This window comes from Lysinibacillus sp. VIII_CA (assembly GCF_049943995.1).
Classification (GTDB): Bacteria; Bacillota; Bacilli; order Bacillales_A; family Planococcaceae; genus Lysinibacillus; species Lysinibacillus pinottii.
Genome location: NZ_JBNFXM010000005.1, coordinates 110,207 through 124,425, shown reverse-complemented (window position 1 = coordinate 124,425; position 14,219 = coordinate 110,207). Strand labels below are relative to the sequence as shown.

At 38.1% G+C, this 14,219-nt stretch carries 16 protein-coding genes; 14 read left to right on the top strand and 2 right to left on the bottom strand.

All coding sequences use genetic code 11. The features are described from left to right. Positions 1 to 234: 234 nt before the first annotated feature. Both ACP3VS_RS09415 and ACP3VS_RS09410 read left to right on the top strand, forming a co-directional pair. Entirely contained in the window at positions 235 to 612 is a 378-nt protein-coding gene (locus tag ACP3VS_RS09415; RefSeq protein ID WP_012295893.1) for a VOC family protein, read from the top strand. A 44-nt stretch (positions 613 to 656) separates the two neighbouring features. Next, positions 657 to 1,637 carry a GNAT family N-acetyltransferase gene (locus ACP3VS_RS09410; protein ID WP_426388568.1) on the top strand — a complete coding sequence of 327 codons (981 nt, stop codon included), beginning with the start codon at positions 657 to 659 and terminating at the stop codon, positions 1,635 to 1,637. Positions 1,638 to 1,685: 48 nt separating this feature from the next. Here ACP3VS_RS09410 and ACP3VS_RS09405 read toward each other — a convergent pair whose 3' ends face one another. After that, a complete protein-coding gene (locus ACP3VS_RS09405) occupies positions 1,686 to 2,123 on the bottom strand; it encodes an Rrf2 family transcriptional regulator (RefSeq protein ID WP_012295891.1) in 438 nt (145 codons plus the stop codon). Positions 2,124 to 2,313: 190 nt separating this feature from the next. Between ACP3VS_RS09405 and hmpA the strand changes: the two genes are divergently transcribed. The 11 genes from hmpA to ACP3VS_RS09350 all read left to right on the top strand — a co-directional run bounded on the left by hmpA (position 2,314) and on the right by ACP3VS_RS09350 (position 9,968). Beyond that, the gene (gene hmpA, locus ACP3VS_RS09400; RefSeq protein ID WP_036164842.1) at positions 2,314 to 3,480 is read left to right on the top strand and encodes an NO-inducible flavohemoprotein; all 1,167 of its coding nucleotides are present in this window, start codon (positions 2,314 to 2,316) and stop codon (positions 3,478 to 3,480) included. Between the two features lie 180 nt (positions 3,481 to 3,660). After that, positions 3,661 to 3,921, top strand: coding sequence for a metal-sensitive transcriptional regulator (locus ACP3VS_RS09395; protein WP_012295889.1), 261 nt, complete (start codon positions 3,661 to 3,663; stop codon positions 3,919 to 3,921). Positions 3,922 to 3,963: 42 nt separating this feature from the next. Continuing rightward, positions 3,964 to 4,305 (top strand): rhodanese-like domain-containing protein, encoded by a 342-nt coding sequence (locus ACP3VS_RS09390; RefSeq protein WP_031416581.1) that lies wholly within the window; start codon positions 3,964 to 3,966, stop codon positions 4,303 to 4,305. Positions 4,306 to 4,316: 11 nt separating this feature from the next. Continuing rightward, positions 4,317 to 4,616, top strand: coding sequence for a rhodanese-like domain-containing protein (locus ACP3VS_RS09385; RefSeq protein WP_012295887.1), 300 nt, complete (start codon positions 4,317 to 4,319; stop codon positions 4,614 to 4,616). 63 nt (positions 4,617 to 4,679) lie between these two features. Further along, a complete protein-coding gene (locus ACP3VS_RS09380; protein WP_031416580.1) occupies positions 4,680 to 5,228 on the top strand; it encodes a sulfurtransferase TusA family protein in 549 nt (182 codons plus the stop codon). 16 nt (positions 5,229 to 5,244) lie between these two features. After that, positions 5,245 to 5,640: a DsrE/DsrF/DrsH-like family protein gene (locus ACP3VS_RS09375; protein ID WP_012295885.1), complete on the top strand. Its 396-nt coding sequence runs from the start codon at positions 5,245 to 5,247 to the stop codon at positions 5,638 to 5,640. 84 nt (positions 5,641 to 5,724) lie between these two features. Then, positions 5,725 to 6,852: an MBL fold metallo-hydrolase gene (locus ACP3VS_RS09370; RefSeq protein WP_031416578.1), complete on the top strand. Its 1,128-nt coding sequence runs from the start codon at positions 5,725 to 5,727 to the stop codon at positions 6,850 to 6,852. A gap of 145 nt (positions 6,853 to 6,997) precedes the next feature. Beyond that, positions 6,998 to 7,225, top strand: a complete 228-nt coding sequence (locus ACP3VS_RS09365; protein WP_012295883.1) for a sulfurtransferase TusA family protein — start codon at positions 6,998 to 7,000, stop codon at positions 7,223 to 7,225. Positions 7,226 to 7,293: 68 nt separating this feature from the next. Next, positions 7,294 to 8,079 carry a sulfite exporter TauE/SafE family protein gene (locus ACP3VS_RS09360; RefSeq protein ID WP_012295882.1) on the top strand — a complete coding sequence of 262 codons (786 nt, stop codon included), beginning with the start codon at positions 7,294 to 7,296 and terminating at the stop codon, positions 8,077 to 8,079. Between the two features lie 2 nt (positions 8,080 to 8,081). After that, positions 8,082 to 8,786: a DsbA family oxidoreductase gene (locus tag ACP3VS_RS09355; protein ID WP_036164834.1), complete on the top strand. Its 705-nt coding sequence runs from the start codon at positions 8,082 to 8,084 to the stop codon at positions 8,784 to 8,786. A gap of 231 nt (positions 8,787 to 9,017) precedes the next feature. Then, positions 9,018 to 9,968 (top strand): c-type cytochrome, encoded by a 951-nt coding sequence (locus ACP3VS_RS09350; RefSeq protein WP_325882047.1) that lies wholly within the window; start codon positions 9,018 to 9,020, stop codon positions 9,966 to 9,968. Positions 9,969 to 10,006: 38 nt separating this feature from the next. Here the strand turns inward: ACP3VS_RS09350 and ACP3VS_RS09345 are convergent, their stop codons facing one another. Next, a complete protein-coding gene (locus ACP3VS_RS09345; RefSeq protein ID WP_325882048.1) occupies positions 10,007 to 11,701 on the bottom strand; it encodes an FAD-dependent oxidoreductase in 1,695 nt (564 codons plus the stop codon). A 249-nt stretch (positions 11,702 to 11,950) separates the two neighbouring features. On the opposite strand from ACP3VS_RS09345, the gene ACP3VS_RS09340 reads away from it, so the two are divergent. Next, positions 11,951 to 13,939, top strand: a complete 1,989-nt coding sequence (locus ACP3VS_RS09340; protein ID WP_031416574.1) for an ABC1 kinase family protein — start codon at positions 11,951 to 11,953, stop codon at positions 13,937 to 13,939. The last annotated feature ends 280 nt before the right edge of the window (positions 13,940 to 14,219 follow it).

The following is a 14,219-nucleotide window of genomic DNA, read 5'->3' as shown; positions in this document are numbered from 1 at the left end:
AAGGGTAATAAAAATATGAACAATTTTTTTATCGAGATGAAATTTCCTCAGCAATCCATGTGGATGAGGAAAGGTATGCTGATGGTAGTGATTTAAAGTTTTCTAACCTAATGTCATTAGATGAAACTTTTTCAGTCTTAAGTATTAAGATGGATGGTAAAGGAAGAGGCAAGAAGAAATAAGCCAATAGTCAATGTGTAAGGGATTATGTATGATGAGGGAGCGAAAAAATAGATGAAAAGCGCGACAACTTTTTTAATGTTTCAAGGGCAAGCACATGAAGCTATTGAACAATATCGGCGATGGTTTACAGATTTAGAAGTTGTGCATGTAGAATATATGGAAAATTCTCAGCAGGTAGCAATGGCCACCCTACAATTAAAGGGGTTAAAACTAATGGTGAATGATAGTGTCATACAACATAATTTTTCGTTTACGCCATCGACCTCTATCTTTCTAGAGTGCGAATCTGAGGAAGAAATAAAGAATTTAGTAGCCCAAATAGTGGAGAGTGGGCAAGCGTTGATGCCACTTGATCATTATGGATTTTCAAAGCGATTTGCGTGGATTCAGGATCGCTTTGGTGTCTCCTGGCAGCTATCGTATAGTTGAGAATGGAGTACGACAATAGAATGTTAATAAAAGGGGAATAGAAGATGACGGTAACTTTAGTGAGACATGATATCAAATATGCTGAGGCCATGCATGAGTTGTCTTCTATGCCACAGGTTCGAGATGCACTTGGGTTACCTGTTGGTAAAGTAGAAGATACTATACATTTTATCAAACGTGAATGTATCGATGAAGAAGAAGGGAAGACCGTTCCTCGAGTTGTTTTAAATGAAGAGGGACAGCTAATCGGTGTAACGGCATTAATGTTTATAGACCAACAAAAAAATAGTTGTCATATCGGTTCTTGGCTCGGCCATCCATTTTGGGGGAAAGGTTATAATCTTGAGGCTAAAACAGCTATTTTAGATATCGCCTTTTTTGAGCTTGGATTAAAGCGCGTTTTTGCGGGAGCTAGGAAGGTGAATATTCGTTCCCAAAAGGCACAGGAAAAGCTGAGCTTTATTCGATTAGGGGTGGAAGAAGATTATCCAGAAGAGCATTCATGGTTAGAAGCTAAGGAGAAACAACCATGTGTTTTAAATGTTTTTGAACGTGAGGATTTTGTACGATATCGAACATCTCTAAAAAAAGTAAATGGGAGTCGAGAGGCCTTTTTACCACAACTTTTACTTGCAGATGAGAGTGAAGAGGCTATCCAAAAATACCTAGATAAGGGTACCTTATTTGAAGTAAAGTGTGGAGAAAATCTTGCGGGAGTAGCATTATTAATCCCTCAATCTAATACAACCATCGAGCTGAAGAATATTGCCATTGTGCCAAAATTCCAAGGGAAAGGGCTTGGCAAAGAGGTATTGAGACAACTCACGACATTTTGCGAGAAGGAAGGCTATGAAACGCTTTTAGTTGGAACAGCAAATTCAAGTATTGATAATATAGCCTTTTATCAGAAGGCAGGCTTTCGCATGGAGTCTATTGAAAAGGATTTCTTTCGTGTCTATCCAGAGCCCATATATGAAAACGGCATTCGTGCATTAGATATGATTTTCTTTACTAAGCAATTGTGAATATTTTCATAAAGAAATACCCGTCCAACATAGGTTGAGCGGGTATTTTTATTTACCTAGCAGGAGAGCCATTAATTTTTCCTTCGAATGTAAAAAGTCATCTAATGTGTAGCGATCCAGTACAGTCAAGTAAGCCTGTAAAGCTTCGTATAGTACACCTTTTAACTGACATTCAGGAGCTATTTTACATAGATTATTCTCTTTATCGAAACATTCTACTAAATGAAAATCCTCTTCTGTATGACGAACAATTTCACCAATGGTGATGGATTTTGGATCGATGGCTAAGCGAATACCGCCACCTCTTCCGCGAATTGTTTCTATATAGCCTAACAATCCAAGCTGGTGCGTCACTTTCATTAAATGGTTTTTCGATATATTATAAGCCTCTGAAATCTCTTGAATAGTTGATAATTGGCCATCTTCTTTAGCACCTAAGTAAATAAGCGTACGAAGAGAATAGTCTGTGTATAAAGTTAAGCGCATAAGAACACCCTACTTTCTATAATTCAAAACAATTATAGCATTTTTATAATGAAGTATAATATTTTCAAACCTTTTTTAAAGATGTATTTAAAATACATTAATTATGTCCATTTTGTTAAAGATGTATTTTACATATTGCTTTAAGAAAATGAAAGCGTTATATTGTAATCACGAAAGGATGGTAAGCGATATGTTAAAACAAGAAACTATTCAAATCATTAAGGCAACAGTTCCTGTATTAGAAGTTCATGGTGTAGAAATTACAAAGACGTTTTACAAAAATATGTTTCAAGCTCATCCAGAATTACTGAATATTTTTAACCACACTAACCAAGAAAAAGGTCGTCAGCAAACAGCATTAGCAAATACAGTTTATGCTGCGGCCGTTCATATTGAAAATTTAGAGGCTATTTTACCAGCAGTCATGCTTATTGCACATAAACACCGTAGTTTAGGTATCTTACCTGAGCATTATCCAATTGTTGGTGAAAACTTACTAAAAGCGATTAAGGAAGTACTTGGCGACGCGGCGACAGACGATATTATTAATGCATGGGCTGAGGCATATGGCGTTATTGCAGATGTTTTCATTCAAGTAGAAGAAGAGTTATACCAAAAAGCGGAAAATAATGGTGGGTGGCGTCTATTTAGACCATTAAAAGTGGCGAAAAAAGTGGTAGAAAGTGACTTAGTTACATCTGTTTATTTTGTCAATGAGGATGGCTCAGCATTGCCAGCTTACGAACCGGGACAATACATTAGTATTCGTGTGAAAGTTCCTGGTGAAGAGTATTTAATGAACCGTCAATACACACTTTCTCAAGCAAGTGCAGAAGATGGTTACCGTATTTCAGTAAAACGTGAAAGTGATCAGACGCCAAACGGAAAAGTGTCAAACTTTATTCATGATGACTTACAAGTTGGAGATTTAGTAGATGTAAGTGTGCCAGCAGGATTATTCGTTTTAGAAGAAACTACTGCTCCTATTACATTTGTTAGTGGTGGTATAGGTGTAACACCATTAAACAGTATGCTACAATCCCTAAAAGATGATGCAACGAATAAAGTTAACTTTATCCAATGTGCACGCAATGAGAAAGTTGTAGCGTTTAGCGATGATATTCAAGGAAAGGTAAATGCGCTACCTAATGCATCGTATACGGCTCTATATTCTGATGAAAACAAGCAAATTACGAAAGAATTATTAGCAGAAAGAGTGGCTGATAATGCTGATGTCTATGTATGTGGACCTGTAGGCTTTATGGAAGCAGTTATTAAAAACTTACAAGAAATTGGCGTTAAAGATGAAAAAATTCACTATGAATTCTTCGGACCGGCTATGCAATTAGCTAAATAATATAGTGGAATCCCTGTGATGAGTAATGACTCATAGCAGGGTTTTTTGTATAAGTCGATACCGATAGTGGTCTTCAAGAAAAAGAGTTGAAGCTTTCATGTTGACAATATACCTATTGGGGTATAATATGAATCTCGTAAGTAAGTTCAATCTATCGTTTTGAAAGGAGGCTGGAACAGAATGGCTTATGACTCTAAAACAGCTAATCGAGTAAAGCGGATGGAAGGTCAATTACGCGGAATCTTACGCATGATGGAGGAAGGTCAAAACTGTAAGGATGTGATTACACAGCTGTCGGCCGTGCGTTCAGCGGTTGATCGGACAATAGGAGTTATTGTTAGTGAAAATTTATTAGATTGTGTCACCACTGCTGAGGGCAATGCGGAAAAGATGAACTCAGCCATTCAAGAAGCAATGGATTTAGTGGTGAAAAGCAGATAGTTTTATATACCCTTTAATGTATAAAAAAGGAGGAGTGATAACTTGGAAACATGGATCGTTATTGCAATTATTGCAGCATTTTTCATTTGGCGAATGAAACCAACAAAGGGTGTTCAATCTATTTCTACAGTCCAATTAAAAAATATGCTGAATGATAAGGATAAGATATTTATCGACGTACGCACGCCAGCGGAGTTTAAAGGACGCCATATCTCTCAGTTTAAAAATATGCCGCTTGGGTCCGGCTTTGACAAACTACCGAAGGATAAAGAAGTGGTTGTGATTTGTCAAAGTGGTATGCGTAGTAGTCAGGCATGTAAGCAATTGAAAAAGCAAGGCTTTGAGCGTGTTACCAATGTTCGCGGTGGAATGAGCGCGTATTAGGAGGAAAGTAAATGAAGGAAATTACAGCAAAGGAAGTAGAGCAAGCAATCATTCAGGGGAAAAAACTGAGCCTGATTGATGTACGAGAGGTAGAAGAGGTAGCGGCTGGTCATATTCCGGGTATAATCCATATTCCACTCGGTTTATTAGAGTTCCGCGTACAGGATTTGAATAAGGATGAACCGTATATTATGGTTTGCCGATCAGGTGCTCGTAGTGCTCGTGCTACCGAAATTTTAGAAGGTAAAGGCTTTCATGTTTCAAATATGGTTGGTGGAATGTTGTCCTGGGAGGGCGAAGTACAATACTAGCTTATAGCTATATTTTTTTGTTGAAAATAATACCTTTATAGGTATATGGAGGTTGTAATGAGAATGAAGGCAGATTTTCAGCTAGATGCCAAGGGCCTTTCTTGCCCGTTACCCATTGTTAAAACGAAAAAAGCAATGGCTGATCTTATAGACGGTCAAATTTTAGAAGTATGTGCGACAGATAGAGGCTCTAAAGCTGATATTGCAGCTTGGGCAGAAACTGTAGGTCACCAATATATTGGCACTTTAGAAAATGAAGGGGTGCTCAAGCATTATATTCGCAAATGTACAAACGATCAAATAGAAGAAATTTCGTTTGATCAAACGATTGATTTAGAGCAAATCATTAATCGTGACGGATTAATTCTTGATGTGCGTGAAGAAGCAGAGTTTGCCTTTGGGCATATTGAGGGCGCTAAATCTATTCCAATGGGTGAATTGGAAGCGCGACTGTCAGAGCTCGATAAAGAGCAAGAAATTTATGTTATTTGTCGTACTGGAAAGCGCAGCGATATGGCTGCACAGAAGCTAGCCTTACATGGTTTTATAAAGGTCTTTAACGTTCTACCAGGAATGACATCCTGGCAAGGTAAATTAACAAAAAACATTTAATAGGAGGAATTTTATCATGTCAAACAAAGTAGCAATTATTGCAAGTAACGGTGGTTTATTTGATGCGTATAAGGTGTTTAATATTGCAACAGCAGCAGCAGCTTCTGAGAAGGAGGTAGCGATTTTCTTCACGTTTGAAGGATTGAATCTCATTCATAAGCAAGGGATGCATGCGTTACCAATACCTGCTGGAGCAGAGCAATTTGAGGAAGGCTTTGCGAAAGCGAATGTTCCTGCCATTCCTCAATTAGTGGACATAGCCCAAGAATTAGGTGTTAAATTTATTGCTTGTCAAATGACTATGGATGTAATGGGCTTATCGACAGATGATTTTATTGATGGTATTGAAGTAGGAGGAGCTGTTACTTTCCTTGAGTTTGCAAAAGATGCAGCACCATCACTAACTTTCTAAAGAATTCTTTTGTACCAGTAAGGCGGAGGGGAATGCCTCTCCGCTCTAAAAAACTTTGAAATTATACCTATGGGGGTTATATACATGCCGATGCAGAAATGGAATGCTTCACAAATTGCCAAAAAGGTCATTAACAATGAAGAATTGTTTATTTTAGATGTTCGTAATGCAGATGCATTTGAAGACTGGAAAATAGAAGGACATCGATTTGAGTACTTAAATGTACCATATTTTGAACTGTTAGATGGTGTTGAGGAGATCTTGCCGAAAATCCCCTCCAATAAAAAAATTCTAGTCGTTTGTGCTAAAGAAGGATCATCATTGATGGTGGCTGAAATGCTATCGGAAGCTGGTCGAGATGTTGCCTATTTAGCAGGTGGTATGAAATCTTGGAGTGAATATTTAGAGCCTATTAAAGTGGGTGATTTAACGGGTGGGGGAGAGCTGTATCAATTTGTCCGTTTAGGGAAGGGTTGTCTTTCTTATATGGTGATATCTGAAGGTGAGGCAGCTATCATTGATGCTGTTCGCTTTACAGATGTATTTATAAGTTTCGCTGAACAGAAGAATGTGAAAATCACACATGTTTTTGATACACATTTACACGCCGATCATATTTCAGGTGGACGTCATATAGCTGAGGCAACTGGTGCGGTCTATTACTTGCCGCCGAAAGATGCAGAAGAGGTTGTATTTTCCTATATACCGTTAGTTGATGGAGTGACTGTTCAAATTGGTAATTCAAAAATAGATGTAGGAGCTATTTACTCACCAGGTCATACAATTGGCTCTACATCATTTGTAGTCGATAGCAAATATTTGTTAACAGGGGATATTTTATTTATCGATTCTATTGGACGTCCTGATTTAGCAGGCCTTGCTGAGGATTGGGTTGGAGATTTACGAGATACACTTTACAAACGTTATCGAGAATTATCGGGTGAGCTTATCGTGTTACCAGCTCATTTTATGATAATTGATGAACTTAACGAAGATGGGACAGTAGCAAAACGACTAGGGGATTTATTTGTACAAAATCATGGTTTGAATATTTATGATGAAGTTGAATTTAAACGTGTCGTGACAGATCAATTACCACCACAACCTAATGCCTATCAAGAAATCCGTCAGGTAAATATGGGGAAAATAACTCCCACACCAGATGAACAAACTGAAATGGAAATCGGTCCAAATCGCTGTGCTGTTCGATAAAATTTGCTAAAAGTACAATAGGTACGTCTGTGTATTATAAATGTGGATATTCCAGATATTGAAGGTGCTCATCCTTCAGGAATCTAAAATAACAAGAAGAACCGGCAAATCGCTTACAACCTTTGCCGTGCTGAAGGGGATCAATATGAAGTCAAATTTACAATTAGATGCAAAAGGTCTTTCGTGTCCAATGCCCATTGTGAAAACAAAAAAGGCGATAGATACATTAAATACTGGAGAAATTTTAGAAGTTCAGGTGACAGATAAAGGAGCTTTAGCGGATATTCCTGCTTGGGCAAAAGCTGGAGGTCATAATATATTAGATCAATCTGAAGAAGCAGGTGTTATTACGTTTTTAATTCAGAAAGCTTAAGGCTAATGGAGGGTTGTCTATTAAATAGAACAACCCTTCTTTCACTTTTCGGAAGGAAGGAAAAATGTATGGATATTACATGGATATTAACGATCTTTTTGATTGGTTTTCTTGGTTCGTTTGTATCAGGGATGTTAGGTATTGGTGGTGCCATTATTAATTACCCGATGCTACTGTATATTCCACCATTATTAGGATTTATGGCCTTTTCAGCTCATGAGGTTTCCGGAATTATTGCCATACAAGTATTTTTTGCTTCCATAGCTGGTGTATGGGTATATCGCAAAGGTGGATATTTAAATAAATCACTCATTATCTATATGGGTGGTGCTATATTAACAGGAAGTTTTGTTGGTAGTTTTGGTTCCAAATTTTTATCAGAGGCAGGCATAAATATAGTTTATGGTGTGCTAGCCTTAATAGCCGCAGTCATGATGTTTATTCCCAAAAAACAAATTGACGATCAACCTATGCAGGATGTTACTTTTAATAAAACATTGGCCATTTTATTAGCCGTAGTTGTTGGTATTGGTTCAGGTATTGTCGGAGCAGGTGGTGGGTTCTTATTAGTCCCCATTATGCTAGTGGTTTTAGGAATCCCTACGCGTATGACCATTGCGACTAGTTTAGCGATTACATTTATCTCCTCTATAGGGGGAATGGTTGGAAAATTAATGACAGGACAAGTTGAATATTTCCCTGCGCTCATAATGATTATTACCAGTCTTATAGCGGCCCCACTTGGTGCAAAGGCTGGGAAAAAATTGAATACCAAAAGCTTGCAAGGCATTTTGGCAATGCTCATATTGGCTACTGCCATTAAAATTTGGGTAGATATTATTGGGGGGGGATAACTTTGAAAATTGAAGTTTTCACGGATTTTACTTGTCCATTTTGTTATATTGCCAAGCTAGAATTGGAACGTGCAATTGATACAAGTGGCTATTCGGGACAAGTAGAAATTGAATACAAGGCTTATCAAATAGCTCCGGATACGCCTAAAGTAAATGCACCGACTTTTTTAGACGCGTTGGCTATAAAGTATAACGCAACACGTGAAGAAGTATATGATATGACAGCGAATATGGCATCCAGAGCTGCAGAAGTTGGGTTGTATTATAATTTTGAAAAGATGAAAACAGCTCACACAGAAAAAGCACATCGTTTAGCAAAATGGACGCAGCAATTTGGTCAAGCATCGGCATATACAGAAGCACTGATGGCTGGTCATTTTATGGCTGGTGAAGATGTGAATGATGATTCTTTTTTATTAAAAGTGATTGGGCAATTAGGCTTAGATATAAATGGGGCGCAGGATGTTCTAGCTACTAATGCCTTTCTTGAGGCTTTAAACCTGGATCGATATGATGCGCAGCAACTTGGTATACAAAGTGTCCCATTCTTTGTATTTGAAAATCGTTATGGCATTAAAGGGGCAGAGCCAAATGAAGTCTTTGTGCGAACTTTACATCAGACAGCTAAAATAGTGGGAATTCAGCCAAGCATTAAATTAGTGGGAACAGGTGAGGATACGTGTACAAATGGGGCGTGTAACCTGTAAACTGATGAATGGGTGTCGAGTACTTAAAGTACTCGACATTTTTTTGATTCAACTACATACTGCAAGAGGTATTAAGTCTTGATTTTGGTGTAGTAGTACAATAAATTATGGTTAATTTATCCATTTTTATCATCTGAATGGTTCTATTTTATAGTAGTGTGAGAAAAATCACATCCAATAAAATGCTATGTTGCTAAAATATAAGTGAGTATACAAAGGGGGGTATTATAGATGAAACCTATAGTAGCAGGAGTAGCAGGGACAGTATTGTTAGTAGGCACAATTTTTGTAGCAACAATTATTAGTGACGAAATTACAGTTGATTCGATTGTGGAGGAGAACGATACGACAGTGCAGGCGCAATTACCAACGACAGCAGCTGCTCAGTCAGTTGTCTACGCTCCACCAAGTATTGATGAAGTGCCAGAAGGACCTATGAAAGAGGCAATATTAAACGGCTATGAGCTTGTTAATAATACGCATGTTGCGGCGGACGAATATGTTGGGAATCAATTATCATGCACAAGCTGCCATGCTGGTGCTGGCTATGACGAGCAAGCATCTTCATTAGTAGGAGTAATGGCCAATTATCCACAATATATTGGACGCTCGGGTGGTGTAGTTACAATTGAAGAGCGCATTAACGGCTGTATGGTTCGTAGTATGAATGGTAAAAAATTTGAAATGAATAGTGATGAGCTAGAGGCTATGGTCGCTTATTTTGCATATATTTCTGAAGGTGTTCCAATTGGAGCAAAACGAGAATGGGCAGGTACTAGTGATATGAAGAATGTACCAATTCCAAATGTTGATAATGGTGAGGAGCTTTATGGTCAGTCCTGTATAGCTTGTCATGCGGCTGATGGCTCTGGAACTGGTGCTAATACTGGTCCAGCATTATGGGGAGATAATTCCTTTAACGACGGTGCGGGCATGGCACGTATGTCAAAAATGGCTGGCTATATTCAAAATAATATGCCAGTAGGTGCAGCAGGGACGTTAACAGATCAAGAAGCAGCTGATTTAGCAGCGTTTATTTTATCTCAAGATCGCCCTGAATGGCCAAATCACGATAAAGACTGGCCAAAAGGCGGAAAACCAAATGATATTATGAGTAAAGAAAAACGTGAGCAAGTTAAAAATGGTACTATTGATTGGGAAAAGGTACTATCTACAAAATAACTTAAAAGGGATGCCGTTTTATGGGCATCCCTTTTAAGTTATTTAAAATTATAAGCAGTAACAATTTTATCTCTGTTTGTTGTGATATCTGTAAAATATTCATATAGGCTAATACCGAGAAATGACCCACTTACGTTAAAGACATTAGAGAAACCGCTATTCTGAAGGGCCATAACGGCATTATAGCTACGTTGACCGGATCGGCAATGTACATACACAGGTTGATCCTGCGGTATCTCATGCATTCTTTCTCGAAGTTCACTTAGAGGAATATTGTGTGCATGAAGGAGATGTCCAGATTCAAATTCATTCTTTTCACGTACGTCTAAGAAGTAGGCTTGATTTTCAATAAGTGGTCTCACTTCATCTACTTTTATTTGTTTGAAGTGTCCGTGTAATAGATTTTGAGCTACAAGAGCTGCCAAATTGACAATATCACGGGCAGTGCTAAACATTGGAGAATAGGATAGCTCTAGCTCCTTCAAATCTTCTAAAGTACCACCCATGGAGATGAGGGTTGCTATCACATCAATCCTTTTATCTGCATTGCCTTTACCTATAGCTTGGGCTCCAAGGATTTTACCTGTGGGTGTTTCATAAACGAGCTTAAAATGAAGAGAATGACTATTTGGCATTAAGCCTACTTTATCTGGAGCTATCAAATAAACGCTTTTAGACTGAAAGCCATTTGCTCGAGCTGTTTTTTCGTTCAAACCAGTTGATGCACATACGAGGTCGAAAATTTGTACACTTGAAGATCCAATAACCCCTTTATTGTGTTGAGCGATGTTAAACATATGATTAGCTGCAGCACGTGCCTGTCGCTGAGCGGGACCAGCCAAAGCGAGGCGCGTCTGTTTATGGGTAAGTTGATGGAATACTTCAATCGCATCTCCCACAGCGTATATGGAAGGATCAGATGTCACATAATTAGCATCAACCAGAATGCCCCCTAGTTCACCGATAGTTAGCCCAGCCTCTTTAGCTAAGTGGATTTCAGGACGAACGCCAATCGCTAACACTACTGCTTGTGCTGTCAATTGTTTTCCAGAATTTAGCGTCACATAATCTGGAGTAACCTTTGCAAGACCGTCATTGACAATGACTTGAACCCCCTTATCAATCATTTCCTTGTGCAATATTTGAGCCATATCAACATCAAAAGGAGCCATAATTTGTTGGCCGAATTCAACTAAAGAGACATTATAGCCTGCTAGCTTCAAATTTTCTGCTACCTCTACACCAATGAAGCCCCCGCCGACCACTGCAATGTCCTGTACATGATCTGTTTGTAGATATCGATTTAACCGCTCAATATCAGTCACGTTTCTAATGGTAAAGACGTGCTCAGAATGAATACCCTCTAAGTCGGGGACGATAGGACTTGCTCCTGGAGATAAAATTAACGTATCGTAACTTTCCTCATACTCTCTATTTATTGTTAAATCCTTAATAGTGATGGTTTTTTGCTCTCTGTTAATACGTACAACTTCTTGCTGAACACGAGCCTCGATATTGTATTTTGCTTGAAAGCCTTGAGGCGTCATTAAAATTAATTTGTCACTATTTTCAACAATCCCGCTTAAATGGAAGGGGAGAGAACAATTAGAGAATGAAACATTTGGCCCTTTTTCAAACATAATTATTTCTGCCCTTTCATCGAGACGACGGATACGAGCAGCAGTGGATGCCCCGCCTGCAACGCCACCAACTATTAAAAATTTTTTACTCAATTGTAAACACTCCTTTTAAAATTAATACATAATAGGGTATATAAGTGCTTTTAAATAAAGGTTGAAGTTCTCTAAATAGATAAATTATGCAGTATAAACACTACAATTAAATGATATACCCCTAAAGGTATTTTATCAAGTTAATAACTTAACAAATTTCCTTAGGTGTACCTTGTGACAGCAAGTTGATGTATAAATTTGCTATACTTACAGTAGTAGGAAATGGAACTGATATGGGAGGTGACGCTGTTGATTTTTTTGAAGTTTTTGTTCCAAATCATGATAGTATCGGGTTTGATTTATATTGTGAGCGGACGATTAATTGGCTCAAATATCAATTTTGTGCGAAGAGTGCTTTCAGTCGTTATTAGTGTGACATTAACCTCTTTTGTTTACTGGTACTCTTATTTGCGTCATACAGATTTTTTGTCTGAAACAATGATGCAAACAGTGACAGAGGTCAGCACATTAATTTGGATAGGGAGTATGCTACTCATTTCTATGTTGCTGTATTTGGTTTTTGAGCTCTTTGATCCAAGTGGCATAACAACGGGAGATCGCAGAAATGGCCAAAAATCTTTGCTATTACGACTGCGTAGCTATTGGCGACAGCAGAAACGATTGCGACAAGTTTTAAAAATTGCTGTTACAAACGGTGTCGTACAAACGATTAAATATGCAAGGCAACGTGAAAACGAAAAAGAGCTGGCGATTGCATTGCGAGCAACATTAGAGCAATGTGGTGGGATATTCATTAAATTTGGACAAGTACTATCTACGCGTAAAGAATTATTTTCACCCATCTTTATAGATGAGCTAGAAAGGCTACAGCATCGTGTGAAGCCTTTACCAGTAGAGCAAGTAACAGATATTTTAGAGGGCTCACTTCCTCAACCTATGGATGAAGTATTTAGTCAATTTCAAATGGAGCCCATTGCAGCGGCCTCAATCGGTCAGGTGCACAAGGCCCGACTAAAAAATTATGAAGATGTTGTCGTCAAGCTTCTGCGTCCTGAAGTAAAAGGGATTATGCGCGATGATCTTGAAATATTAGAGGAATTTGCAAATTGGCTTTCATCTAAATCTACATGGGCAGAGTCACTAGGCTTTCGTGAGCTTGCTGGTGGATTTGCAGATGGGCTACGTGAGGAGATTCATTTAGATATTGAGGTACGTAATACGCTACAGGTAAAGAACGCATTAGCTAAAAGTGATTATAAGGTCCGGATTCCAAAAATTTATACAGCTTACAGTAATGAAAATATTATTGTGATGGAATATATTCGTGGACATAGTGTGGCGGATGGGGGAGCTGAATTCAATCGTCTGTCCATTGATCGCAGACAATTTGCTAGAACGGTATTATATTCTTTTTTCGAACAGATGCTTTTTTCAGGTATTTTTCATGCTGATCCTCATCCTGGAAATATTCACATTGATGAGAAGGATGGTACACCCGTATTGCTCGATTTTGGAGCAGTTGGAAGATTGGGGGCCACACAACAAGAGGGTTTAAAGCTATTCTTGATGGGTATTCAGCTCAACGACTCCAGCGTTTTGTACGATGGCTTAACACTATTAGTGGAAAATGCGGATCATGCGGAACGCGCAAGAATGGAACAAGCAATTGATCAAATTTTGCTAAAAATCTCATATGTAGATCGCATACCAACAGAAGAATTAATACATGCTTTATTTACCGTGGTGCGGGATTTTGGACTTGCCTTTTACCCTGCGGTAGGTTTAGCACTCCGCTCATTGGTGACATTAGATGGAACATTAAGGGTAATTGATCCACGTTTTGATATTTTTACGGAAGCTAAAGATTTTTCTGCTACATATATGCGTGCTTCTTTCCTAAAGCCATTTAAAGAACCTATGGCTACAAAAGAACGGTTGCAAGAGGAATTATCCATGCTGATACCAACTTTGCGTAAAATGCCAAGAAGAGTGGATCAACTAATTCAGCGTGTAGAAAGTGGGAAAATTATTTTACATCACGATATATTTTCTGATGAACATAATGCCCGATTCATCACCCATTTGTTTTCACGATTTGTACTGCTTTTAGTAGGGATTACATTTGGAATTATATCTGTTGCCCTTTTGGCAATCTCACAATTTATTCATGATTCTTATGCAGTGTACCTAAACACTGCTGCTTATTTAGGGTTATTTTTATGTGCAATTTTGTTAGTAAGGTTATCAATACAGGCATTGCGTTCCATGAAACAGTAGGTAGGGATCAATTCCCTGCCTCTTTTTTTTTGAAACATTTCTGAGTAATATTACAAAAACATTACAAAGTAGATCGTGGGACTAATGTCGAATTAGCTAAAAACAGATGTATGTAGAATAAATAAGTGCGTTGTAGAATAATTGGTATTTTACGCGAATGTTACAGAAATGTTTCGAGTTTTACTAATGTATTAAATAGATAGGAAATAGTATAAAAGTTATGCTGGAAATGCTAAACTTTAAAAGGCTAAAACAAATATATAAGAACAAATGATTAAAT